The sequence below is a fragment of the Nitrospirillum pindoramense genome (assembly GCF_007827955.1).
GTDB lineage: Bacteria > Pseudomonadota > Alphaproteobacteria > Azospirillales > Azospirillaceae > Nitrospirillum > Nitrospirillum amazonense_B.
This window is the reverse complement of the sequence record NZ_VITR01000014.1, coordinates 89,115-112,702: the sequence shown is the minus strand read 5'-3', so window position 1 is coordinate 112,702 and position 23,588 is coordinate 89,115. Positions and strand designations below refer to the sequence as shown.

Annotated in this window: 21 protein-coding genes; 14 read left to right on the top strand and 7 right to left on the bottom strand. The window is 67.5% G+C overall.

The window, feature by feature from the left end; genetic code table 11:
* Window positions 1-132: 132 nt before the first annotated feature.
* Together FBZ90_RS21570 and FBZ90_RS21565 are read left to right on the top strand one after the other, a co-directional pair.
* Window positions 133-1,245, top strand: coding sequence for a glycoside hydrolase family 43 protein (locus FBZ90_RS21570; protein ID WP_145735055.1), 1,113 nt, complete (start codon window positions 133-135; stop codon window positions 1,243-1,245).
* Between the two features lie 99 nt (window positions 1,246-1,344).
* The gene (locus FBZ90_RS21565; protein WP_145735054.1) at window positions 1,345-1,710 is read left to right on the top strand and encodes a hypothetical protein; all 366 of its coding nucleotides are present in this window, start codon (window positions 1,345-1,347) and stop codon (window positions 1,708-1,710) included.
* 32 nt (window positions 1,711-1,742) lie between these two features.
* Here FBZ90_RS21565 and FBZ90_RS21560 read toward each other — a convergent pair whose 3' ends face one another.
* The 3 genes from FBZ90_RS21560 to FBZ90_RS27955 form a co-directional block, all read right to left on the bottom strand.
* On the bottom strand, window positions 1,743-2,768 hold the full coding sequence (locus FBZ90_RS21560; RefSeq protein ID WP_145735053.1) for an alpha/beta fold hydrolase: 1,026 nt from the start codon (window positions 2,766-2,768) through the stop codon (window positions 1,743-1,745).
* A 20-nt stretch (window positions 2,769-2,788) separates the two neighbouring features.
* The gene (locus FBZ90_RS21555; protein WP_145735052.1) at window positions 2,789-3,583 is read right to left on the bottom strand and encodes an SDR family NAD(P)-dependent oxidoreductase; all 795 of its coding nucleotides are present in this window, start codon (window positions 3,581-3,583) and stop codon (window positions 2,789-2,791) included.
* A 98-nt stretch (window positions 3,584-3,681) separates the two neighbouring features.
* Window positions 3,682-3,831 (bottom strand): hypothetical protein, encoded by a 150-nt coding sequence (locus tag FBZ90_RS27955; RefSeq protein ID WP_186455973.1) that lies wholly within the window; start codon window positions 3,829-3,831, stop codon window positions 3,682-3,684.
* On the opposite strand from FBZ90_RS27955, the gene FBZ90_RS21550 reads away from it, so the two are divergent.
* From FBZ90_RS21550 to FBZ90_RS21520, 7 genes are all read left to right on the top strand, one after another.
* Window positions 3,830-5,008: an MFS transporter gene (locus FBZ90_RS21550; protein WP_145735051.1), complete on the top strand. Its 1,179-nt coding sequence runs from the start codon at window positions 3,830-3,832 to the stop codon at window positions 5,006-5,008. The genes FBZ90_RS27955 and FBZ90_RS21550 overlap by 2 nt on opposite strands.
* Before the next feature lie 207 nt (window positions 5,009-5,215).
* Window positions 5,216-6,379, top strand: a complete 1,164-nt coding sequence (locus tag FBZ90_RS21545; protein WP_246130653.1) for an efflux RND transporter periplasmic adaptor subunit — start codon at window positions 5,216-5,218, stop codon at window positions 6,377-6,379.
* A 6-nt stretch (window positions 6,380-6,385) separates the two neighbouring features.
* On the top strand, window positions 6,386-9,535 hold the full coding sequence (locus FBZ90_RS21540; RefSeq protein ID WP_145735049.1) for an efflux RND transporter permease subunit: 3,150 nt from the start codon (window positions 6,386-6,388) through the stop codon (window positions 9,533-9,535).
* Complete coding sequence (locus FBZ90_RS21535) at window positions 9,535-10,953, top strand: efflux transporter outer membrane subunit (RefSeq protein WP_246130651.1); 1,419 nt, start codon at window positions 9,535-9,537, stop codon at window positions 10,951-10,953. The genes FBZ90_RS21540 and FBZ90_RS21535 overlap by 1 nt, the downstream gene beginning before the upstream one ends.
* Before the next feature lie 33 nt (window positions 10,954-10,986).
* Window positions 10,987-11,676, top strand: a complete 690-nt coding sequence (locus tag FBZ90_RS21530) for a response regulator (protein ID WP_145735048.1) — start codon at window positions 10,987-10,989, stop codon at window positions 11,674-11,676.
* A gap of 13 nt (window positions 11,677-11,689) precedes the next feature.
* A complete protein-coding gene (locus FBZ90_RS21525; RefSeq protein WP_145735047.1) occupies window positions 11,690-12,781 on the top strand; it encodes an ATP-binding protein in 1,092 nt (363 codons plus the stop codon).
* 203 nt (window positions 12,782-12,984) lie between these two features.
* A complete protein-coding gene (locus FBZ90_RS21520; RefSeq protein WP_145735046.1) occupies window positions 12,985-13,218 on the top strand; it encodes a phage tail protein in 234 nt (77 codons plus the stop codon).
* 125 nt (window positions 13,219-13,343) lie between these two features.
* Here the strand turns inward: FBZ90_RS21520 and FBZ90_RS21515 are convergent, their stop codons facing one another.
* A complete protein-coding gene (locus FBZ90_RS21515) occupies window positions 13,344-14,285 on the bottom strand; it encodes a LysR family transcriptional regulator (RefSeq protein WP_145735045.1) in 942 nt (313 codons plus the stop codon).
* A gap of 165 nt (window positions 14,286-14,450) precedes the next feature.
* Between FBZ90_RS21515 and FBZ90_RS21510 the strand changes: the two genes are divergently transcribed.
* From FBZ90_RS21510 to alkB, 4 genes are all read left to right on the top strand, one after another.
* Window positions 14,451-15,560: an S-(hydroxymethyl)glutathione dehydrogenase/class III alcohol dehydrogenase gene (locus FBZ90_RS21510; RefSeq protein WP_145735044.1), complete on the top strand. Its 1,110-nt coding sequence runs from the start codon at window positions 14,451-14,453 to the stop codon at window positions 15,558-15,560.
* A gap of 65 nt (window positions 15,561-15,625) precedes the next feature.
* A complete protein-coding gene (gene fghA, locus FBZ90_RS21505; protein ID WP_145735043.1) occupies window positions 15,626-16,483 on the top strand; it encodes an S-formylglutathione hydrolase in 858 nt (285 codons plus the stop codon).
* Window positions 16,484-16,619: 136 nt separating this feature from the next.
* Window positions 16,620-17,369, top strand: coding sequence for a DUF72 domain-containing protein (locus FBZ90_RS21500; RefSeq protein WP_145735042.1), 750 nt, complete (start codon window positions 16,620-16,622; stop codon window positions 17,367-17,369).
* 8 nt (window positions 17,370-17,377) lie between these two features.
* On the top strand, window positions 17,378-18,031 hold the full coding sequence (gene alkB / locus FBZ90_RS21495) for a DNA oxidative demethylase AlkB (protein ID WP_145735041.1): 654 nt from the start codon (window positions 17,378-17,380) through the stop codon (window positions 18,029-18,031).
* Here alkB and FBZ90_RS21490 read toward each other — a convergent pair.
* Window positions 18,026-18,676, bottom strand: a complete 651-nt coding sequence (locus tag FBZ90_RS21490) for a TetR/AcrR family transcriptional regulator (protein ID WP_145735040.1) — start codon at window positions 18,674-18,676, stop codon at window positions 18,026-18,028. The genes alkB and FBZ90_RS21490 overlap by 6 nt on opposite strands.
* Window positions 18,677-18,936: 260 nt before the next feature.
* Between FBZ90_RS21490 and FBZ90_RS21485 the strand changes: the two genes are divergently transcribed.
* Entirely contained in the window at window positions 18,937-19,881 is a 945-nt protein-coding gene (locus FBZ90_RS21485) for an NAD-dependent epimerase/dehydratase family protein (RefSeq protein WP_145735039.1), read from the top strand.
* Window positions 19,882-20,006: 125 nt separating this feature from the next.
* Here FBZ90_RS21485 and FBZ90_RS21480 read toward each other — a convergent pair whose 3' ends face one another.
* A complete protein-coding gene (locus FBZ90_RS21480; RefSeq protein ID WP_145735038.1) occupies window positions 20,007-21,725 on the bottom strand; it encodes an alpha-keto acid decarboxylase family protein in 1,719 nt (572 codons plus the stop codon).
* An 87-nt stretch (window positions 21,726-21,812) separates the two neighbouring features.
* Window positions 21,813-23,525 (bottom strand): flavin monoamine oxidase family protein, encoded by a 1,713-nt coding sequence (locus FBZ90_RS21475; protein ID WP_145735037.1) that lies wholly within the window; start codon window positions 23,523-23,525, stop codon window positions 21,813-21,815.
* Between the last annotated feature and the right edge of the window lie 63 nt (window positions 23,526-23,588).

Here is a 23,588-nt window from a genome sequence, read left to right as displayed (position 1 = left end):
CTGAGCTGGTAAACCGCCCGTGCCCTTCAGGCCCGCCACCCCTCGGATCAACCGGGGGATGTCCTTGTAAACCGCCAATGTTAGCGGTAACGTGCGGCCATAACGCCAAGCATAAGAATATCGGGAGGATCAATGCGTCGCGTGCTCGGTTTCACCTTGCCCATCCTTGGCGTGCTGTGCGCCGCCCCAGTCGCTTTGGCCCAGGACAAGCCGGCGGATGCTGCTGTCCAACCGGCCGGCCAGAATCCGGTGGCCCTGAACGGCAAGCATTTCCTGTCCCAGCCCCTGGTGACGGAGATTTACACGGCCGATCCCTCGGCGCATGTCTTCGATGGCAAGATCTACGTCTACCCCAGCCACGACATCGATGCCGGCATCCCCGATGACGATTTGGGCAGCCAGTACGCCATGCGCGATTACCGCGTCCTGTCCATGGACAAGATTGGCGGGCCGGTGACCATCGGCGGCGTGGCGCTGTCGGTGGAGCAGGTGCCCTGGGCCAAGGAGTTCATGTGGGCGCCTGACGCGGCCTACAAGAACGGCACCTATTACCTCTACTTCCCCGCCAAGGATAAGCAGGGGGTGTTCCATATCGGCGTCGCCACCGGCGACAAGCCCATGGGCCCGTTCAAGGCGGAACCGCAGCCCATCCCCGGCAGCTTTTCCATCGACCCGGCCGTGTTCACCGACACCGACGGCGGCAGCTATATGTATTTCGGCGGCATCTGGGGCGGCCAGTTGCAGAAGTGGGCCACGGGCCATTATGACGCCGGCATCGGCGATACCGACCTGAAGCAGGATGACAAGCCGGCGCTGACCGCCAAGGTCGCCAAGCTGGCCCCCGACATGAAGACCTTCGCGGAAAAGCCGCGCGACGTCGTCATCCTGGGCGAGGACGGCAAGCCCCTGTTGGGCGGCGATCACGAGCGGCGCTTCTTCGAGGCGTCGTGGATGTACAAGCGCGGCGGCACCTATTACTTCACCTATTCCACCGGCGACACCCATTTCCTGGCCTACGCCACCGGCGACAACCCGTATGGCCCGTTCAAGTACCGGGGCCATTTCCTGCTGCCGGTCCAGGGCTGGACCACCCATCATTCCATTGTCGATTGGGGCGGCAAGACCTGGCTGTTCTACGCCGACAACCAGCTGAGCGGCAAAAACCACCTGCGCAACGTCAAGGTGACGGAGATGCACTTCAACGCCGACGGCACCATCCAGACTATCGATCCCTTCGTGCCGTGATTGGGGGTGGGAAGGGCGGGCACCGTCCACCCTTCCCATTCGCGGCCGGGGCCATGTTATAACGGTGAGCACAAGGTCCGCAGCCGAAAGCCTCGTCCCATGGCCGTCCGCCGTTCCGAGATTTGCTATACCTGCCGCCATTGGTTGGGCGGCGGCGTGAGGGAGCGGGGGCCCAAGGGGCAGTGCCGGCGCTATCCGCCGGTGGTGACGGACCGGGCGCCGGCCGGCGTCTTCCCCACCACCCTGTCCACCGACTGGTGCGGGGAATGGCTGCGCAACGCCGGCTTGAAGCCGGAGAGCGATCCCGGCCCGGACACCGATGAGGACGTGATGGTGGATGACCGGCCCCTGGCCGCCGTGCGCGCCGATGCGGCGGCGGCACGGGCTGGCGGCGCGCGGCAGGAGGCGCCGGCCCGTCCGGCGCCGCGATCCCAGGAAGAGGGCACACTCTACGACGACCTGTGATTCCGGTCGGCCGGGAATTGCCGGTCCAGGAGCTATTGGTCCAGAAACTCCAGCGCCGTCCTGTTGAACGCGTCCGGCCGTTCCAGGTGGACCAGATGGCCCACGCCGTTGAACACCACCACCCGGGCGCTGGGCATGGTCGCGGCGATGGCCTTGGCGTTGTCGGCGTTGTGACCCATGCCGGCGCCCAATTCCTTGGTGGTGTAGGGCTTGCCCGGCGCGTTGTGGTCGGCGGAGCCCATGATGAACAGGGTGGGGGTGGCGATCAGCGGGTATTCATGCACCACCGGCTGGTCGTGGATCATCTGATAGGACTTGATGAAGGACTTAACCCAGCGCGGATACTCGCCGCTGGCCTTCAGCCGTTCGCGTAAGCTGACGAAGGGCTCGATCTCCGCCACCGGCACGGATAGGGAATAGCTGTTCTTCAGGAAGTCGCGGTAGGCGTCGGCAGACAGGGCGTATTCACGGTCATAGAGGAAGGTGTCGCTGACCGGCGGCACGGTCATGCGGTAGTCCTCCAACCCCACCGGCGCCTCCAGCACCAGCCGGCGCACCCGCTCCGGATAGGTGCGGGTGAAACGGGCGGCCAGCATGCCGCCGATGGAATGGCCCACCAGATCGACTTGGCTGATCCCTAGGCTGTCCAACAGCGCCGCCGTGTTGGCGGCGAAAAAGTCGAAGCTGTAGGGGAGGTCGGGCTTGGAGGATTTGCCGAAGCCGATCTGGTCGGTGGCGATGACGCGGTAGCCATCCGCGGCGAAGGCGCGGATGACCGTGTCCCAATAGCTGGCGGGGAAATTGCGGCCATGGAACAGCAGGGCCACGCGGCCGTTCGCTTTGCCGGTGGGCGCCACGTCCATATAGGCCTGACGCAGGGTCTGCCCCTCCGCCACGAACTCGAAATAACTGACGGGGAAGGGATAGGGCCATCCTTCCAGCGCGATGCCGATGGGCTCCGTTGTCGCTGGGGCGATGGTGGACGCCCCCGCCGTGGTGACGGCGGCGGGGCTGGCGGCCAGGACGGCCGCCAGGGCGAGGCAAGCAAGACGCCGCATGAAGGATGGCCCTTTCCGGATCAGGCGATGAAGTCGACCACGCCGCCATCGACGCGCAAGGCGGCGCCGTTGGTGGCGGAGGCGAAGGGGGAGCAGGTGTAGACCACCATGTTCGCCACCTCCTCCACCGTCGCGGTCCGTTGGATCAGCGAGGTGGGGCGGAAGGCGCGCACGAAGTCGGCCCCGACCTCCTCGATCGGCTTGCCGGTTTTGGCCACCTGCTCCTTCAGCATGGCCTCCACCCCTTCCGACAGGGTGGGGCCGGGCAGGACGGCGTTGACGGTGACCTTGCTGCCGCGCGTCAGCTTGGCCAGGCCACGCGACACCGCAAGTTGGGCCGTCTTGCTGAAGCCGTAGTGGATCATCTCCACCGGAATGTTCAGGCCGGATTCGGAAGAGATGAAGATGACACGGCCCTGGTTGCGTTCCAGCATGCCCTTGAGATAGGCGCGGGACAGGCGCACGCCCGACAGGACGTTGACCTCGAACATGCGGGTCCAGTCCTCATCCGGCGTCTCGAAGAAGTCCTTGGGCTCGAAGATGCCGGCGTTGTTGACCAGGATGTCGGCCTGGGGCATCGCCTCCAGCAGGGCGGCGGCCCCCTCCGCCGTGCTGACGTCGGCGGCCACGCCACGCGCGTCTGCGCCGGGCACCAGCTCATTCAGCTTGGCCACGGCGGCGGTGACGGTGGCCTGGCTGCGGCCGTTCAGGATCAGGGACGCGCCGGCCTTGGCCAGCCCCAGGGCGATGGCGAAGCCGATGCCGGCGGTGGAACCGGTGACGATGGCCGTCTGGCCCTTCAAGTCGATCTGCATAATCTTTTCTCCATCAGGAAGGGCGTCGGATGCGGCGCCGTGCATGGCCCTTGATGTAGCACCGGCGGCGAGGTGCAAGAATGGGCGCCGTTGCCAAGTCACTCTTTCCAAAACGTGAAGAGTGCTTCCATAACCATCCCGTTTTTCGCAGACGCGAAAGGGGCGAGGGTGTGGACGACACCAAACAGATAGGCCGCCGACGCGATTTTTCCCCTGCGGCCGAGCGCACGAGGCGGAGTGATAGCCATGCCCCTTCCCCTTTTCGCCCTGGCGGCCGCGGCGTTCGCCATCGGCACCACGGAATTCGTCATCATGGGCCTGCTGCCCGATGTGGCGACGGACCTGGGCGTTTCCATCCCCATGGCCGGCCTGCTCATTTCCGGCTACGCCCTGGGCGTGGTGGTCGGCGCCCCCATCCTGACCTTGACCACGGGCAAGCTGCCGCGAAAAGTCCTGCTGATCAGCCTGATGGGCCTGTTCATCGTTGGCAACGTCCTGGCCGCGCTGTCCACCAGCTATACCCTGCTGATGGTGGCGCGCATCGTCGCCAGTTTCACCCATGGGTCCTTCTTCGGCATCGGCTCCGTCGTTGCCGCCAGCCTGGTGCCGGCGGAGCGGCGGGCCAGCGCCATCGCCCTGATGTTCACCGGCCTGACCCTGGCCAACATCCTGGGCGTGCCGTTGGGCACCCTGATCGGCCAGCATTTCGGCTGGCGCGCCACCTTCTGGGCCGTGGCCGGCCTGGGCCTGGCGGCGGCTGCTGCCGTGGCGGCGCTGGTGCCACCGGTGGCGGCGTCGGAACAGGGTAGCCTGGCGGCGGAGATCGCGGTGCTGAAACGGCCGGCCGTGCTGGTGGCGCTGGCCACCACGGTGCTGGGCTTCGGCGGGGTGTTCCTGGTCTTCACCTATATCACCCCCATCCTGGAACATGCGGCGGGATTGTCGCCCACCGCCGTCACCAGCGCCCTGCTGGTCTTCGGCCTGGGCCTGACCCTGGGCAATGTGCTGGGCGGCAAGCTGGCGGACCGGGCCCTGATGCCCACCCTGGTCGGCGTGCTGGCGTCGCTGGGCCTGGTGCTGGCCGTGTTTTCCGTCACCATGCACAACGCGGTGACGTCCATCGCCACCTTGTTCGTCTGGGGCGTGGCCGCCTTCGCCACCGTGCCGCCCCTGCAGATGCGGGTGCTGGAAAAGGCGGGTGATGCCCCCAACCTGGCGGCCTCGCTCAACATCGGCGCCTTCAACCTGGGCAACGCTGGCGGCGCCTTCCTGGGTGGCCTGGTGATCGACGGCGGCTATGGCTATGAGGCGGTGGCGTTCGCCGGCGCGGCCGTGGCCGGCGGCGGCCTGCTGTTGGCCCTGCTGGGCTGGGCCCAGGACCGGCGCGCGGCGGCCAGCCTGAAGGTGGCGGCGGCATCGTGCTGACCAATGCCTTAGGGTGATTTGGAAAATGAGATCGGAAGGGGCCGGCCCACGCCGTGTGGACCGGCCCTCCACATAATCTCCACGAAGCTCGCGTACCCCATCTCGGATTACTGGCCATTTTGCTATCCTGGCCCCGCCACCCGGTGGCGTGGGCGCCGGGCTGCCCATCATTCCATGGCCGCCGTAACCGTCAGGATGACGACCGAGATGTTGAAGCGACTGAGTTTTTCGGCCCCTGTGGTCGCCCCCCTGCTGAGCCTGCTGGTCCTGACGGCGTGCGACAAGAAACAGGAGGCGGCGGCCCCACCGCCGCCGCAGGTGGGTTACGTCGTCCTGCACACCCAGACGGTGCCGCTGAAGGCCGAACTGGCGGGCCGCACCAGCGCCCATCGCGTCTCCGACGTCCGGCCGCAGGTGGCCGGCATCATCCAGAAGCGCCTGTTCGAGGAGGGCGCCCTGGTCCAGGCCGGCCAGTTGCTCTACCAGATCGACCCGGCACCCTATGAGGCGGCCTATGAGCAGGCCCAGGGGAACCTGGCTAACGCCGAGGCCAACCTGATCAGCCTGAAATCCAAGGCCGAGCGCTATGCCGAACTGGTGAAGGTCGAGGGCGTCAGCCGCCAGGATTACGACGACGCCCGCGCCGCTTATCAGCAGGGGCAGGCCACCATCGTCGCCGACCGGGCGGCGGTAAAGGCCGCCAAGGTGAACCTGGACTATACCCGCATCACCGCCCCCATCAGTGGCCGCATCGGCCGGTCCAGCATCACGGAGGGCGCGCTGGTGACGGCGGACCAGACGACGGCGCTGGCCACCATCACCCAGTTGGACCCCATCTACGTCGACATCACCCAATCCAGCATGGAGATGACGGCGCTGAAGCGGCGCCTGATTTCCGGCGGCCTGGGCAAGGGGGACGCGCAGGTGACCCTGAAGCTGGAGGACGGGACGGCCTATCCCACGCCCGGCACGCTCAAGTTCGCCGAGGTGTCGGTGGATCAGGACTCCGGCGCCGTGACCCTGCGGGCCCTGTTCCCCAACCCGGAGGAAATGCTGCTGCCCGGCATGTATGTGCGCGCGACGGTGGAACAGGGCATGATGCCCAACGCCATCCTAGCGCCGCAGCAGGGCGTGTCGCGCAATCCCAAAAGCGACCCCATCGCCCTGGTGGTGACCGCCGACAACAAGGTGGAGCAACGCGTGCTGACCGTGGACCGCACGGTGGGTGACAAGTGGCTGGTAACCGATGGCCTGAAGGAGGGTGACCGCCTGATCGTCGAGGGGTCGATGAAGGCCAGGGTCGGCCAGGCGGTGACGCCGGTGGAGGTCGACCTGTCCGCCAAGGCGCCCACATCGGGCAGCGGGAAGTAAGGCGCCATGTTCGCACGCTATTTCATCGACCGGCCCATCTTCGCCTGGGTCATCGCCATCGTCATCATGCTGTTCGGCGTGCTGGCCATCTTCACCCTGCCGATCTCGCAATACCCGGACATCGCCCCACCCTCCGTCTCGATCAGCGCCTCCTACCCCGGCGCCTCGGCCGAGGCGGTGGAGAGCAGCGTGGTGCAGGTCCTGGAACAGCAGCTGACCGGCATCGACCACCTGCTGTACTTCAGTTCCAGCAGCAGCTCCGACGGCGACGCCAGTATCAGCGTGACGTTCGAGCAGGGCACCAACCCCGACGTGGCCCAGGTGCAGGTGCAGAACAAGGTGTCGCAGGCCACCAGCCGCCTGCCCACCCAGGTGCAGCAACAGGGCATCACCGTCGCCAAGGCGCAGACCGATTTCCTGATGGTCGTCGCCGTCTATGACGAGACGGACAAGGCGACCAGCGCCGATGTGGCCGACTTCCTGGTCAGCAACCTGCAGGACCCGCTGAGCCGCGTCAGCGGCGTGGGCGCCACCCGCGTGTTCGGCTCGCAGTACGCCATGCGCATCTGGCTGGACCCGCACAAGCTGCACAGCTATGGCCTGATGCCGTCGGACATCGAGTCCGCCATCGAGGCACAGAACACCCAGGTGACGGCGGGTGAGATCGGCGCCCGGCCCTCCGCCGCCACCCAGCAGCTGAACGCCACCGTCACCGCCATGTCCCGGCTGCAGACGCCGGACCAGTTCCGCAACATCATCGTCAAGACGTTGACCGACGGCGCCACCGTGCACCTCAGCGACGTGGCGCGCGTGGAACTGGGTAACGAGGATTACAGCGTCAGCACCCGGCTGAACGGCCACCCGGCCTCGGGCATGGCCCTGCAGCTGGCCTCCGGCGCCAATGCCATGAAGACCGCCGCGGCCGTGAAGGCCAAGGTGGAGGCCATGGCCCACAACTTCCCCGCCGGCTACAAGATCGCCTATCCCCGCGACAGCACCGCCTTCGTGAAGCTGTCCATCCATGAGGTGATCAAGACCCTGATCGAGGCCATCATCCTGGTGGTCATCGTGATGTTCGTCTTCCTGCAGAGCTGGCGGGCGGTGCTGGTCCCGGCCATCGCCGTGCCCGTGGTGCTGCTGGGCACCTTCGGCGTGCTGTCGGCGGCCGGTTACTCCATCAACACCTTGACCCTGTTCGCCATGGTGCTGGCCATAGGCCTGCTGGTGGACGACGCCATCGTGGTGGTGGAGAACGTCGAGCGCATCATGCGCGAGGAGAAGCTGTCCCCGTACGAGGCCACGGCCAAGTCCATGGATGAGATCACCGGCGCGCTGGTGGGCATCGCCATGGTGCTGTCCGCCGTGTTCCTGCCCATGGCCTTCTTCGGCGGTTCCGTGGGCGTGATCTACCGCCAGTTCTCCGTCACCATCGTCTCGGCCATGGCCCTGTCGGTGGTGGTGGCCCTGGTGCTGTCGCCGGCGCTGTGCGCCACCCTGCTCAAGCCCAATGGCCACGGCCATACCAAGGGCCTGGCCGGTTGGTTCAACCGCAATTTCGATCGGGGGCAGGACGGCTACGCCCGCCGCCTGGGGGGCATCATCGGCCGGCCGGCCCTGTTCATGCTGACCTATGGGGTCATCGTCGGCGCCATGGCCCTGCTGTTCGTCCGCCTGCCGACCAGCTTCCTGCCCGATGAGGACCAGGGCAGCATCATGGTGCAGTACACCCTGCCGGTGGGCGCCACCTACGCCCGCACCGACCAGGTGTCCCGCGCCATCGAGAAGTATTTCCTGGAGAACGAGAAGGACACGGTGCGCACGCTGTTCACCGTGGCCGGGTTCAGCTTCGCCGGGTCGGGCCAGAACGCCGGCATGGCCTTCCTGGCCCTGAAGGATTGGAGCCTGCGGCCGGGGGCGGAAAACAAGGCGCAGGCCATCGCCGCCCGCGCGACCAAGAGCCTGTCCAGCGTCCGCGACGCGCAAATCTTCTCCCTCATCCCGCCGTCCATCCAGGGCCTGGGCCAATCCAACGGCTTCGACATGTGGCTGCAGGACAACGGCACCCTGGGCCATGCCGGCCTGATGGCCGCCCGCAACCAGCTGCTGGGCTTGGCGGCGCAGGACAAGACCCTGCAGGCCGTCCGTCCCAACGGCCTGGACGACACGCCGCAGCTGAAGATCGACATCGACCAGGCCAAGGCGACGGCCCTGGGCCTGTCCATCAGCGATGTGACCAGCACGCTGAGCGGGGCGTGGGGGTCCAACTACGTCAACGACTTCATCGACCGGGGGCGCGTGAAGCGCGTCTATGTCCAGGCCGACGCGCCCTATCGCTCCTCGCCGGAAGATCTGGCGGCCTGGTACGTCAAGGGCTCCAGCGGCACCATGGCGCCCTTCACCGCGTTCGCCAAGGCCCGCTGGGAGATGGGGCCGCCGCAGTTGCAGCGGTTCAACGGCCTGGCCGCCCTGGAAATCCAGGGTGCCGCGGCGGGTGACACCAGTTCCGGCGACGCCATGAACACCATGGAGAGGCTGGTGGGTCAGTTGCCGCCGGGCACCAGCCTGTCGTGGAGCGGCCTGTCCTATCAGGAGCGGTTGTCCAGCGGCCAGGCGCCCATGCTGTACGCCCTGTCCATTCTGGTGGTCTTCCTCTGCCTGGCGGCGCTTTACGAAAGCTGGTCCATCCCGGTGTCCGTTCTGCTGGTCATCCCGCTGGGCGTCCTGGGCGCCGTCACGGCGGCCACCCTGCGGGGCCTCAGCAACGACATCTATTTCCAGGTGGGCCTGCTGACCACCATCGGCCTGTCGGCCAAGAACGCCATCCTGATCGTGGAGTTCGCGGAGGCGGCGGAGAAACGGGGCGTGCCCACGGTGCGCGCCGCCATTGAAGGCGCGCGTCTGCGCCTGCGCCCCATCCTCATGACCTCGCTGGCGTTCGTCGCCGGCGTGCTGCCCCTGGCGCTGGCCACCGGGGCCGGGGCCGGCAGCCAGAACGACATCGGCACCGGCGTGGTGGGCGGCGTGGTCTCAGCCACGGTGCTGGCCATCTTCTTCGTGCCCCTGTTCTACGTCCTGGTGCGCAAGCTGTTCGGCGGCGACCTGGCCGGCAAGCATGGTGGCGGGCCCAAGGAAGATACCCAGTCGGAGGGCGTGTGATGACGCGCGGACTTATGCGTAGCGCCCCGTCCCTGTTGGTTCTGGGCCTGCTGACGGGCTGTATTTCCCTGGACCCGGATTACCAACGCCCGGCCGCCCCGGTTCCAGCCGCCTGGCCCAAGGGCAGCGCCTATGCCCCGCCGGCAGCGGCGAAGGGCGCGACGGAAAAGGCAGCGGCGGAGACGGGGTGGCAGGACTTTTTCGTTGATGCCGACCTGCGCGCTGTCGTTGGCCAGGCGCTGGACAACAACCGGGACCTGCGGGTGGCGGTGCAGAACGTGCTGGCCGCCCGGGCCAAGTATCAGGTGCAGGACGCCGCGCGGCTGCCCACCGTGGATGCCACGGGCAGCGCCGGCTACAGCCGCACGGGCGCCGGCGGTACGCGGCGGGAGACCAAGTCGCTGTCCGCCGGCATCGGCGTCAGCGCCTTCGAGGCTGACCTGTTCGGCCGCGTCGCCAGCCTGACCCGGGCCGAACTGGAAACCTATCTGGCGCAGGAGGAAACGGCGCGGGCCACCCGCATCAGCCTCATTTCCGAGGTCGCCACCGCCTACATCACCTACGCCGCCGACAAGAGCCTGCTGCGTATCGCACAGACGACGATGGAAAGCGCCCAGCGCTCGGCGGAGGTGACGCGCAAGCGCCTCACCAACGGTGTCGCCACCCGGCTGGATGCGGCGGAGGCCGACACCGTCTATCAGACCGCGCGCGCCAACGTCGCCAGCTATACCACCCAGGTGGCACAGGATCTGAACGCGCTGGAGATCCTGACGGGTGCGCCGGTGGACCCCGCCCGCCTGCCGGACGGGGTCGAGGGCCGTGTCTTCACCCTGGCGGCCCTGCCGGCGGGCATGAGCACCGACGTGCTGCTGAACCGGCCGGACGTGCTGTCAGCGGAACACAGCCTCAAGGCGGCCAACGCCAATATCGGGGCCGCCCGCGCCGCCTTCTTCCCCACCGTCAGCCTGACGACGGCGGCCGGGTTCGCCAGTTCCGCCTTCGGCAACCTGTTCCAGGCCCGGTCGCAGTCGCTGAGCTTCACGCCGTCCGTTTCAGTGCCCCTCTTCGACAATGGCGCCAACCAGGCCAACCTGGATTATGCCAAGGCCACGCAGCAGGCGGCGGTGGCGACGTACGAGAAGACCATCCAGACCGCATTCAGGGAGGTGGCGGACGCGCTGGCCCGCCGTGGTACCATCGCCGAACAGCTGGACGCGCAGCAGGCCACGGTCCGCAGCGCCCAGACCAGCTATGACCTGTCCCAGGCCCGCTACGCGCAAGGGGCGGACAGCTACCTGAACGCCCTGGACGCGCAACGCACCCTGTATTCCGCGCAGCAGACCCTGGTTTCGGTCCGCCTGACGGACGCCAGCAACTTGGTCACCCTGTACCAGGTGCTGGGCGGCGGCATCAAATGACCCCGCCGGAGACGGCGGTGAGGGGGTGACGCGATGAGTTCCCTGGTGCTGATTGCCGAGGACGAGCCCGAGATCGCCAGCATCCTGCAAGGCTATCTGGAGCGGGAGGGCCTGCGCACCGTCACCGCCATCAACGGCCAGGTGGCGCTGGACCTGCACCGGGCCCTGCCGCCCGACCTGGTCATCCTGGACGTCAAGATGCCCAAGGTGGATGGCTACGAGGTGCTGGCGGAGCTGCGCCGGCGGGGCGACACGCCCGTCATCATGGTCACGGCGCTGAGCGAGGACCTGGACAAGCTGCAGGCCCTGCGCATCGGCGCCGACGACTATATCGTGAAGCCGTTCAACCCGCTGGAGGTGGTGGCCCGGGTCAAGGCCGTGCTGCGCCGCACCCGGTCGGCCGAAGGTCAGACCCTGCTGCGCCTGGGGCCGCTGGAACTGGACCTCACCGCCCACATGGCCACGGTGACGACCGATGCGGGGCGGGGCCGGCTGGATCTGACGCTGACGGAGTTCCGCATCCTGGCCCACATGATGCGCTCCCCCACCCGCGCCTTCACCCGGGCGGAACTGATCGACGCCTGCCTGCCGGAAGGCGACACGCTGGAGCGCACCATCGACAGCCATGCCAGCAACATCCGGCGCAAGCTGCAGGCAGCCGGGGCCGGCGGTTTCATGGAAGGGGTGCGGGGCGTGGGCTATCGCCTGGGCCCGCCGCTCTGACGGGGGGATGACCATGAGACTGGGGGATTTCTGGGGCCTGCGGCGAATCACCGGCCTGAACCGCCAGCTGGTGCTGTCCATGGCCGCGGTCACGGGCCTGGCGCTGGTGCTTATGACCGCGGGCATCACCACCTTCTTCACCGTGGTCTTCCGCCTGTGGCCCGAGGTCCTCCACCATCCGCCGGGGATCTGGCAGCGTGTGATGGATTGGACGGTCACGGCGGTGCTGGGCATGCTGGGCGTGGCCCTGGCTGCCCGGGTGGCGGTGCGCTTCGCCCGCCGGCTGATCGCCCCCCTGGACGCCGTCGCCGGAGCGGCGCAGCGCATCGCCGGCGGCGACCTGACCGCGCGCGCCCAGGTGGACGCCAGCGCCTTCCAGGAAACCCGGCAACTGGTCCAAGACTTCAACGCCATGGCCGCGCAGCTAGAACGCGCCGTCATCGAGATGCGCACCTGGAACGTCGCCATCGCGCATGAGCTGCGCACGCCGCTGACCATCCTGCGGGGCCGCCTGCAAGGTTACGCAGATGGCGTCTTCACCCCCGACACAGCAGCGTTCCATGGCTTGGTCGGGCAGGTCGACCTGCTGACCCGCATCGTCGACGACCTGAAGCTGCTGACCCTGGCGCAAAGCGGGCGCCTGGAACTGCGCCGCGACCAGGTGGACGTGGCGGCGGAAGCGGCGGCCGTGGTGGCGCTGGTGGGGCCCAGCTGCGCCGCCGCCGGCTTGGCCATCGAGACGGAGTTGCGGCCCGTCCAGGTCTCGGCCGACGGCGCCCGCGTGCGCCAGGCCCTGCTGGCCCTGCTGGAGAATGCCCGCCGCTACGCCGCCCCCGGCCGGGCCCAGGTGACGACCGGCCTGGAGGGCGCCAGCGTCGTCCTGCGCGTCGTGGATGAGGGCCCCGGCCTGCCCCCGGGCATGGAAACCCACGCCTTCGATCCCTTCTGGCGCGCCGATGAATCCCGCGCCCGCATCAGCGGCGGCACCGGCCTGGGCCTGGCCGTCGTCCAAGCCATCGCCCGCGCCCACGGCGGCGACGTGCGCGCGGAGCCGGTGACGCCCCAGGGCGTGGCCTTTGAGATCAGGCTGCCGGCGGGGGCGTGACAGCGGTGTATTGTAGCTAGTGGCGAAGCTGGGTCTGTTTGCCTGCAGATTTTTATCTGCCTGGGCCTGGGTCTGTTGCTTATGATAGAAAGTGGCAAATCATGACTTCTATAGATGGAATATGTCAAAATATTACGTTGATTAAGTTGAATGAAAATCTAATATACAGCCCTTGAATGGTATTTTGATCAGGGGAATTCTTTATGGAACCAATCATCGGTACGATCGTCCTGTGGGCTGGCCAGTCGCTTCCCCGTGGCTGGGAATACTGTAACGGTCAGGCCCTCTCCGCCGCCCTCAACCAGGCGCTCTTTGCGGTCATAGGCGTCAAGTTCGGCGGCAACATCGGCGCGGGCCAATTCCAGTTGCCATCGCTGAACAAGACCGCCCCCCCGGGCACCCAATGGATCATTGCCGTCTCGGGTGAGATGCCGTAACCCGCATCTGGGAAACATTATTGAAGCAGATCATCCAAATGGAGGAGACTCCATTGGGCGTTCGGCGGCTTGAGGACAGATTAGGCGATGGCCGGCCATATCTGACTTAACGCCGGCGGCTGCCATCACTGGTCTTTTCGTGGCGCTCGATTGGCCACATCCCAGCACGGATCGGCCTTCAGTTCCGCCGACAAGAAATCCAGGAAGGCGCGCAGCTTGGCGGCGGCGTGGCGGCCGGCGGGGTAGACGGCCTGGATGGCGGGCGCCGGGGAGTGGTAGCGCGGCAGCAGGCCTTTCAGCCGGCCGGTGGCCAGGTCGTCACAGATGTCCCAGATGGATTTCATGACGATGCCGGACCCGGCCAGGGCTGCGGCATGCCCGACCTCGCCATCGTTGGTCTGGATCAGGGGTCGGATTTCCACGGCCACCGGCTCCCCCTCGGCTTCCCGGCAGTAGAAGCGCCAAGTGGACATGGGCGGGTCGCCCATGACGATGCAGTGGTGGTGCAGCAGATCCTGCGGCGTCGCCGGCTCACCATGCTGGGCCAGATAGGCCGGGGCGGCGCAGGGGACGCGGTAGTTGGGCGCCAGCAAGCGCACCATCAGGCTGCTGTCGGGTAGGGCCGCCTGGCGGATGGCGACGTCGATGCCGGCCTCCACCAAATCCACCACCGTGTCGGTCACCAGCACCTGTACCCGCACGTCGGGATATTGGGCGTGGAAGCGGGGCAGGCGGGGGGCGATGTGGCGGCGGGCGAAGGCGGCGGTGGCCGTCACCCGCAGCAGGCCGGTGGCGGCGCGGCGGCGGCTGGCCACCAGATCCTGCGCCTCCTCCAAATCGGCCACGATGCGCACGCAGCGCTCATGGAACTCCAAACCCTCATCCGTCAGGCTGAAGCGCCGGGTGGTGCGGTTGGCCAGGCGCACGCCCAGCCGTTCCTCAAGCCGCGCCAACCGCTTGGACACCACCGCCAAGGACAGGTCCAGCTCCCGCGCCGCCGCCGACAGGCTGCCCGTGGCGACCACGCGGATGAAGATGGTGATGTCGGTCAGGTTCTCGATGAGCATGGAAAGAACACCGTTGCCAGGGAAAGCGATACTATAGTCGGGCGGACGAAACCGCCCACCTTGGCGTAAGGTGGCGGCTCACGGACCGGCCTCTCCCGCCCCGGGCGCTTACTTGGGCGGGGGATCGTGCCGGCATTAATCCTGCACCAGATAGGAAACGCACCCATGAAGACCCGTGCCGCCGTGGCGTTCGAGGCGAAGAAGCCCCTGGAAATCGTGGAAGTGGACCTGGAAGGCCCGAAGATGGGCGAGGTCCTGGTCGAGATCATGGCGACCGGCATTTGCCACACCGATGCCTACACCCTGGACGGCCTGGATAGCGAGGGGCTGTTCCCCTCCATCCTGGGTCATGAAGGCGCCGGCATCGTGCGCGAGGTGGGGCCGGGCGTCACCAGTGTGAAGCCGGGCGACCACGTCATTCCGCTGTACACGCCGGAATGCCGCCAGTGTAAGTCCTGCCTCTCCGGCAAGACCAACCTGTGCACCGCCATCCGCGCCACCCAGGGCAAGGGCCTGATGCCCGATGGCACCAGCCGCTTCAGCTACAAGGGCCAGCCCATTTTCCACTACATGGGCTGCTCCACCTTTTCCAACTTCACGGTGCTGCCGGAAATCGCCGTGGCGAAGATCCGGGAGGACGCGCCCTTCAACACCTCCTGCTACATCGGCTGCGGTGTGACCACGGGCGTGGGCGCGGTGGTGAAGACGGCGAAGGTCGAGCCCGGCGCCAACGTCGTCGTCTTCGGCTTGGGCGGCATTGGCCTGAACGTCATCCAGGGCGCCAAGATGGTGGGCGCGGACAAGATCGTCGGCGTCGACATCAACGACAGCAAGGAGGAATGGGGCCGCCGCTTCGGCATGACCCATTTCGTGAACCCGAAGAAGGTGGAGGGCGACATCGTCCAGCACCTGGTTGCCCTGACCGAGGGCGGTGCCGACTACACCTTCGACTGCACCGGCAACACCGTGGTGATGCGCCAGGCGCTGGAAGCCTGCCATCGCGGCTGGGGCGTGTCCGTCGTCATCGGCGTGGCCGAGGCCGGCAAGGAAATCTCCACCCGTCCCTTCCAGTTGGTGACGGGCCGCGTGTGGAAGGGGTCGGCCTTCGGCGGCGCCCGCGGCCGCACCGACGTGCCGAAGATCGTCGACTGGTACATGAACGGAAAGATCCAGATCGACCCGATGATCACCCACACCCTCAGCCTGGATGAGATCAACAAGGGCTTCGACCTCATGCACGCCGGCGAGTCCATCCGCTCGGTGGTGGTGTATTGATTTGATCCATCGTCAGGACCGGGCGCGGCCGCCGCGCCCGGTCTTCTCATGTCTGGAGGCACCCCATGACCCTTGAGACCGTATCCACCAGCCGCAGCCACGGCGGGACCCAGGGCGTCTATCGCCACGCCTCGACCGAGACCGGCACGCCCATGGTGTTCAGCGTCTTCCTGCCGCCACAGGTGGCCCAAGCAGCAGAGGGGGGTGGCGCTAAGCTGCCCGTGGTCTGGTACCTGTCGGGCCTGACCTGCACCCACGCCAACGTCACCGACAAGGGGGAGTTCCGCCAGGCGGCGGCCGACCTGGGCCTGATCATCGTCTGCCCCGACACCAGCCCCCGGGGCGAGGGCGTGGCCGATGACACCGCCTGGGACATGGGCCAGGGGGCGGGCTTCTACGTCGATGCCACGCAGGCGCCCTGGGCGCCACATTTCCGCATGTGGTCCTACGTGACCAAGGAATTGCCGGAGGTGGTGGCCGCCAACTTCCCCGTCGACATGGACCGCCAGGGCATCACCGGCCATTCCATGGGCGGTCACGGCGCCCTGACCGTGGCGCTGCGCCATCCCGGCCGGTTCAAGTCCGTTTCCGCCTTCGCGCCCATCGTGGCGCCCACCCAGGTGCCGTGGGGACACAAGGCGCTGCCCGGCTATCTGGGCGATGACCCGGCCGCCTGGCGCCGGCATGACACCGTGGCCCTGATCGAGGACGGCGCGCGGGTGCCCGACTTGCTGGTGGACCAGGGCACGGCCGACAGCTTCCTGGAAAACCAGCTGCGGCCGGAACTGCTGCGCCAGGCCTGCGCCACCGCCGGCATTCCCCTGACCCTGCGGCTGCAGGAGGGGTACGACCATTCCTACTTCTTCATCTCCACCTTCATGCGCGACCATCTGGAATGGCACGCGGAACGGCTGAAGGCCTGAGCGCGTTCTGTCTTCCAGCACCGTTGACGTTTCCCGGGCGTGCCCCACCTATGGCGGGGCCGCCCGTTTCATGTCGGGCGGCGGCGAAACGGTCCAGGCCGGTGGGTCTGGGCGATACAGGCGAGGGGAGGCAACGATGGCGAAGCAAGGCCGGATCCGCGTGGGCATCGGCGGCTGGACGTACGAGCCGTGGCGCGGCGCCTTCTACCCCGATGGCCTGACGCAGAAGCGCGAGCTGGAATATGCCAGCCGCCAGCTGACCTCGATCGAGATCAACGGCACCTATTACGGTTCGCAAAAGCCCGAGAGCTTCGCCAAGTGGCATGATGAGACGCCGGACGACTTCGTCTTCGCCCTCAAGGGCCCGCGCTTCACCACCAATCGCCGCGTCCTGGCGGAGGCGGCGGAGTCCGTGCGGCGCTTCATCGACAGCGGCGTGCTGGAGCTGAAGGACAAGCTGGGCCCCATCAATTGGCAGTTCATGCCGACCAAGAAGTTCGACCCCGAGGATTTCGGCGCCTTCCTGGCCGCCCTGCCGGCCGAGGCCGGGGGGCGGGCGCTGCGCCACGCGGTGGAGGTGCGGCACGACAGCTTCCGCGATCCGCAGTTCGCGGCGCTGGCGCGCCGGCACGGTGTCGCCGTCATCCATGCCGCCGACAGCGACTATCCGGAAATCGAGGTGGACACCGCCCCCTTCACCTATGCCCGCATCATGGGCACGACGGAGGGGGAGGAGAAGGGCTACAGCGAGGCCGCCCTGGATGCCTGGGCGCAGAAGGCCAAGAGTTGGGCGTCGGACGGCAAGGACGTCTACCTCTACGTCATCAGCGGCCACAAGGTGCGCAATCCCGCCGCCGCCATGGCCCTGATCGAGCGCCTGGGCTGAGGCGACCGATGCCGGCCGACCTTTTGGCGGGGTTGGAGCCAAGCCCGCCGGCGCGGGAGGGGCTGGGGCCGGGCGCCGTGGCGCTGCGCGGCTGGGCGCTGGCCCTGGTTCCAGCGCTGCTGTCTGCTGTCGATCAGGTCGCGGAGGCGGCCCCCTTCCGCCACATGGTGACGCCCGGCGGCTTTGAAATGTCGGTCGCCATGACCAATTGCGGCGCCGCCGGCTGGGTCACCGATCGGCATGGCTATCGCTACGCCGCCGACGATCCCATGACCGGCCGGCCCTGGCCCGCGATGCCGGGCGTGTTGCGCGATCTTGCCCAGGCGGCAGCGGAAGAGGCGGGCTATCCCGGCTTCCACCCGGACGCCTGCCTGGTCAACCGCTACGAACCGGGGGCGCGGCTGACGCTGCACCAGGACAGGGATGAGCGGGATAGGGGCCATCCCATCGTCTCGGTATCCCTGGGCCTGTCCGCGACCTTCCAGTTCGGCGGGCTGAAGCGCACGGATCCCGTCCGGCGCATCCCCTTGGCCCATGGCGATGTCGTGGTCTGGGGTGGCCCCTCGCGCCTGTTCCATCACGGCATCCTGCCGCTGAAGGACGGGGCGCATCCGCTGTTGGGCGCGCGGCGCTTGAACCTGACCCTGCGCCGGGCGCTATAGGCTGGCGCGCGACGAGCGGACGGAACTTTCCGGCAGGGTGGCCGGCAGGGTGGCGCAGCCGTACAGCACGGCGCGGCACATGGCGCGATAATGGGTGGTCAGCATGTCATCCGGGACGGCCGACAGGTCCTGGGTCACCGCGCGGCCGCCATCGGACAGGGTCTGCGCCGCCATGGCGTGGGTGAACTCCGGCGCCAGGCGCAGCAGGCCTTCCCCCTCCAGTTCCCGCAGCAGCTTTTCCAGCAGGGACTGGAAATGGGCCGCCGCCTCGACCATCTGGTCGCGGCAGCGCTTCAGTACCTCCGCCGTCAGGTCGATGATATGGGGCGACTTGGCCAGGACGCGGCGGGCGTAGCCATAGCGCACGTCCATGACCTCGGTGATGATGTCCAGGGCGCTGCCGCCTGCCTGGCGCACGCGGCCCCCGGCCTCCAGCCCCGCGCGGATCAGCATGGTGTTCTCATGCCAGGTGCTGGCCTTGAAGGCGTCTTCCTTGTTGCGGAAATAATGGTACAGCGCGCGGCGCGTGAAGCCACAGGCTTCGGCCAGATCCACCATGGTGAGATCGCTGTAGCCGTAAGTCAGAAAGGCCTGGCGCACCCGCGTCAATAATTCGGTACCAGGCTTTAGTGTCTTTTCAGCCATTTGCTTAGCCGCGTCTGTCGTTCATCCCGGAAAGGCGCCATTACTAATGGCGCGGTCACCCCGACGCACCGGGGCAGATGCATTAACTCTTCCTACAGTGGCAAGATCATGGCGGTGTCGCCTACTGCGCGGATATACGCCGATGGTGGATGATCCTTCGGCGCCGCCGATACCTCCCCTCCATCCTATCGTTTATGCCACCGATCCCGCCTGGGGCTATCGTGCGGGCCGGACCGAACCAGTGGCGAAAGGGCGCCCCCATGAGGATCATCTTGACCGGTGCCGGTGGCTTCGTCGGCCGCCATCTGGCGCGCCGCCTTCTGGCTCAGGGCCTGGACGGTCGGGTGGTGGAGCGACTGGTGTTGGCCGACCTCGATCCGCCCATCTGCGATGACGTCCGCGTGTCCCGGGTCGCGGGCGACCTGTCGGACCCGGCCGTGCGGGCCCGGTTGGTGGCGGACGGGGCCGATGTGCTGTTCCATCTGGCGGCCCTGCCTGGGGGCGCGGCGACGCGCGACCCCGCGCTGTCGCGCAAGGTGAACCTCGACGGTACGCTGTCCCTGATCGAGGCTGTGGCCGACGCCAGGGGCGGGGGCGAACCGCCACCCCGCGTGGTGTACACCAGCACCATCGCCGTCCTGGGCCATCCCCTGCCGACGCTGGTGGATGACGCCACGCCGCCGCAGCCGGCCATGACCTATGGCACGCACAAGCGCATGGTGGAATTGGCCTTGGACGACTACCGCCGGCGCGGGGTGGTCGATCCCGTGGCCATCCGCTTGTCCGGCATTCTGGCCCGGCCGGGCGGGGCCTCGGGCCTGAAGTCGGCCTTCATGAGCGATGTGTTCCATGCCCTTGCGGCGGCGCGGCCCTATACCTGTCCGGTGTCGCCCGGCGCCACCATTTGGGCCATGTCGCTGGACCGCTGCGTCGACAATCTGCTGCACGCCGCCACCGTCGACGGCGCGCTGCTGCCTGGCGCCGTGACCCTGCCCGCGCTGCGCGTTCCCATGGGGGAACTGGTTGACGCCATCGCCCGGCGCGCCGGTACGGATGCCGGCCTTGTCGATTACGTCCCCGATGCGGTACTGGAGGCCGCGTTCGGCGCCTATCCCCCCTTGGCGACGCCGGCGGCCGATGCCGCCGGCTTCCGCCATGACGGCACGGTGGATGGCCTGGTGGTCTCCGCGCTCGCCACCCTGTAAGGCCGGGCCGGCCTAAGATCGGAGGGCGGCCGGTCCCGAGGATCGGTGCCGGTCGCCCGCGAACCATCTCACAAGGATGGGTGGACGTCTCCGCCCACCCCCCGTCACGCTGACGGCCGTGGTGGTCATTCACCCGGGCTGGGCGGGGTGTTGGTCGCCAGGCGCAGGATTTCCGACGGGATGTCCCGCTCCGGCAGCACCACCTGCACCAGCCAGACATGCGTGGGATCGGCCTTCACGTCCGCCAGCGCCTGTTCCAGATGCTCCAGCGTGGTGACGCGGGCGGCCTTGGCGCCCAGGGCGCGGGCGAACTCCGCATACTCCCACTTCGGGATTTTGTTGTAGGCGTTGAAGGGTTGGTCATCGGTGTAGGTCGCCGCGTTGGTCAGCGCCTGCTCGATGCCATAGATGGCGTTCTCCATGATGAAGACGACCGGGTTGCGGCCGTAATGCGCCATGCTGGAGATGGTCTGCGCCACCATCTGGAAGCCGCCGTCGCCCGCGAACACCACCGGCCGGGCGCTGGGATCGGCCACCGACAGGCCGAAGCCGGCGGCCGAGGCATAGCCGATGGCGCCCCAGGCGGCCTGGCTGACGAAGCCGTTGGCGCGGTTCACCGGGATGTTGCAGCTGACATACATGCTGCTGCTTTCATCCGGCACCAGGGTCATGTCGGCCTCCACCCATGTCTCCATGCGCTGGAAGAAGCGGGCATAGGTGATGAGGTCGGGCGGGAAGGATCTGTAGTCCGGGTCGATGGTGGCGGGGCCCTTGGTGGCCCAGGGCTGGCGCGCCGGCTGGTCCTTCAGGGCGGTGGCCAGGGCCGCCAGGAAATCGGCCAGCGGCACGCCGCTGTAGGTGGCGGCGCCGATGCGTACGCTGTTGTCATAGGCCACGATCATGGTGTCGAAATCGGCCTCCATGATCTCTTCGTAATCATCGGTGATCAGGTCGCCGGTCACCACCAGCAGGTCGGCGTCCTTCACGGTCTGATAGGTCGTATAGGTGGATGAGGGCCCGGTATAGGTGCCGACGAAGCCCTCCGTCGTTTCCGCCAGGACGCTCTTGGCCAGCAGGCTGGTGACATAGGGCAGGCCGGTCTGGACGCGCAGGTCCCGGAAGGTGTCCTGCAAGCCATAGCGCTGCAGCTCGATGCCGGCCCAGAACAGGGGCCTTTCGGCGGCAGTGATGTGGGCGGCGGCGGCGGCCGCCGCCTGGGTGATGGCCGCTTGGTCACGCGGCAATTTGGGCACCGCCAGCGGACCCTGGGGCCGGGCGCACTCCGCATCCCACAGATTGCGCCACAGTTCCAGGTAGACGGGGCGCTTGTAGGCCAGCGCCAGGCCCAGGGCGCGGTCGATCTCCGCCGGGGCGTGCGCCGCGTCGCGGATGATCTCCGCGGCCACGGTGATGTGCTGATAGGCGTCGCGGTCGGCGCGGTAGTTGCCGGTGGCGTGATGCAGCAGGATCTTGTAGGTGCGGGCGAAGGGCCGGTCGGTGGCGGCGGTGCCGGGGCTGCCGGAGATGGCGACCACCGGCAGCCGCTCCACATACGATCCCGCCACCGGGTTGACCAGGGAGAAGGCGCCCACGCCATAGGTGACGGCGGCGCATCCCACGCCCCGCAGGCGGGCGTAGGCGTCGGCGGCATAGCCGGCCTCCAGCTCCGATCGGCAGCCCAGACGGGTCAGGGGCGTGTCCGGGTTGCGGGCCGGATCGTCGATGTAATCAAACCAGCGGGCGACATAGTCGCCAGGCACGGTGAACACGTCGCGCAACCCCACCTCATAGAGGCGCTGGATGAGGTAGTCGCTGACGGTGAAATGGTCGGGCAAGGGGTTCATGGCAACGGCACCCTTCGGGCGTGGGAATGGGTTGGGGGGCCGCGGCCGATGGTGCCGCGGCCCCCGTGACGGCGCGGAGACGGACGGTCAGGGCCCCAGGATCTTTTCCGGCGGCAGGCCCGTCAGATACTCCGGCCAGGGCAGATGGAACTTGTCGCGCAGGACATGCTCCGCCGTTTGCAGGCAGCCCTCGACCCAGCCCTGGTTGTTGGAATAGGCCTCGCCGCAGATGTAGACCTTCTCCGCCGCCAGCGGCTGGCGGATCTTGGGCATCAGCAGGTTGTAGCGGAAGCCGGCCTTCCATTCGTGCCAGCCGCCGCCGTAGGGGTCGCCCGACCAGTCGTGGTAGATGGCGGAATAGGGCTGATCCACGTCCACCAGGCCATGGACCTCCAGGATCTGGCGGTGGGCGCTGGACACCATGGCGTCGGTGGCGATGCACTCCGCCAGGGGCACCACGCGCTGATCGTCGCCGGTGGTGGCCGCCTCTTCCTTGGCCAGTGGCGTCACGTTCTTCGGACGGCGGCCGATGAAGGGCGGGCCGTGCTCCAGGCCCTTCCAGAAGGGGACGGTGGTGATGTCGTTGTAAGAGGCCATCAGCAGCGAACGGGTGTTGCCCTTCTCCCCGCCCGGCTGGTCCTCTTCCGTGCCGAAATAATAGATCTGGCGCACCGGCAGGTCGGTGATGGACCGGCCCGCGACCAGGTTCATGGCCCGCCACCACGGATAATCATAGGCCAGCAGCAGTTTGAAGGCGTCCTGGATCAGGACGCTGGACAGCATCTCCTTCACGCCCTTCTGATCCCACCCCTCCCAGTCGATCAGTTCCAGGGAGCGGCGGGGCAGGCCCAGGATGATGTCGCGAGCGTGCACGATTTCCGGCAGCACCCCCTCCTTGTCCTTGGTCTCCTCATGCACGCCGCCGAAATCGGTGTCGACCACGCGGGTCTCGGTGACGATGAAGGTCAGCTTGTAATGGCCATCGGCGTCCTTCTCGATCTTGGCCAGGCGCCGGTTCATGTGGATCTCGGCACCCTGCTCGGCCGCCTGCTCCGCCAGGGTCAGGGGCAGGCGCTGATAGCCGCCGGTGATGGCGCGGAAGCCGTCGGTGTTGGCGTATTCCGTGGCCGGCAGCTGCGCCACCGCGTTGGCGTTGGCGACGTTGGCGTCATAGCCGCCGGCGTCCTTCATGAACTGGTAGGCCTCGGAACTCAGGGTCTGCGACATCAGGTTCCAGAAGCCGTAGGTGTACAGCGGGTGGCCGTAGACCCGCGTCTCCATCCACTGTTCCAGGCTCAGGTTCTGGTTGTTGGGCACCAGCAGGTTCATGGCGAAGACCTGAAGGTCGTTCACCGTCTTGCCGCGTTCGTTCCAGCTGAGGTTGTAGGGCACCTGGGCGGGGTCGGACTGCTGCTTGACCAGCAGGTGCTTGCCCCGCAGGTACAGGATATTCTCCTTCTCGCCGATGGGCTGGCCATCGGCACCCTTCTCGGGGTTGCCCATGAGGAAGACATGGCTGGGCAGGTCCAGCGCCTCGATCAGGTTGCTGACCATGGGCTGGTTGGAGGTGGGGTCGTCCTTCTCCGGCACGATGTAGCGCATGCCGCCCAGCTCGGCCGCCACATTGGGCATGCCGGGAAAGGTCTTGGTGTACAGCCGACCGCCGATGCGGTCGCTGTATTCGAACAGGGCCACGCGCCGCTGACCTTCCTTCAGGCCCTGCGGCCCCGTCAGGCGCCAGGCGCAGTAGGTGCCGGCGACACCGCCGCCGATCACCGCCACGTCCAGGATCTTGCTCATCCGATATCCTCCCAAGGGCGCCGGCCGCACCGTGAGGCCAGCGAACGATCGGGGGAAGATACC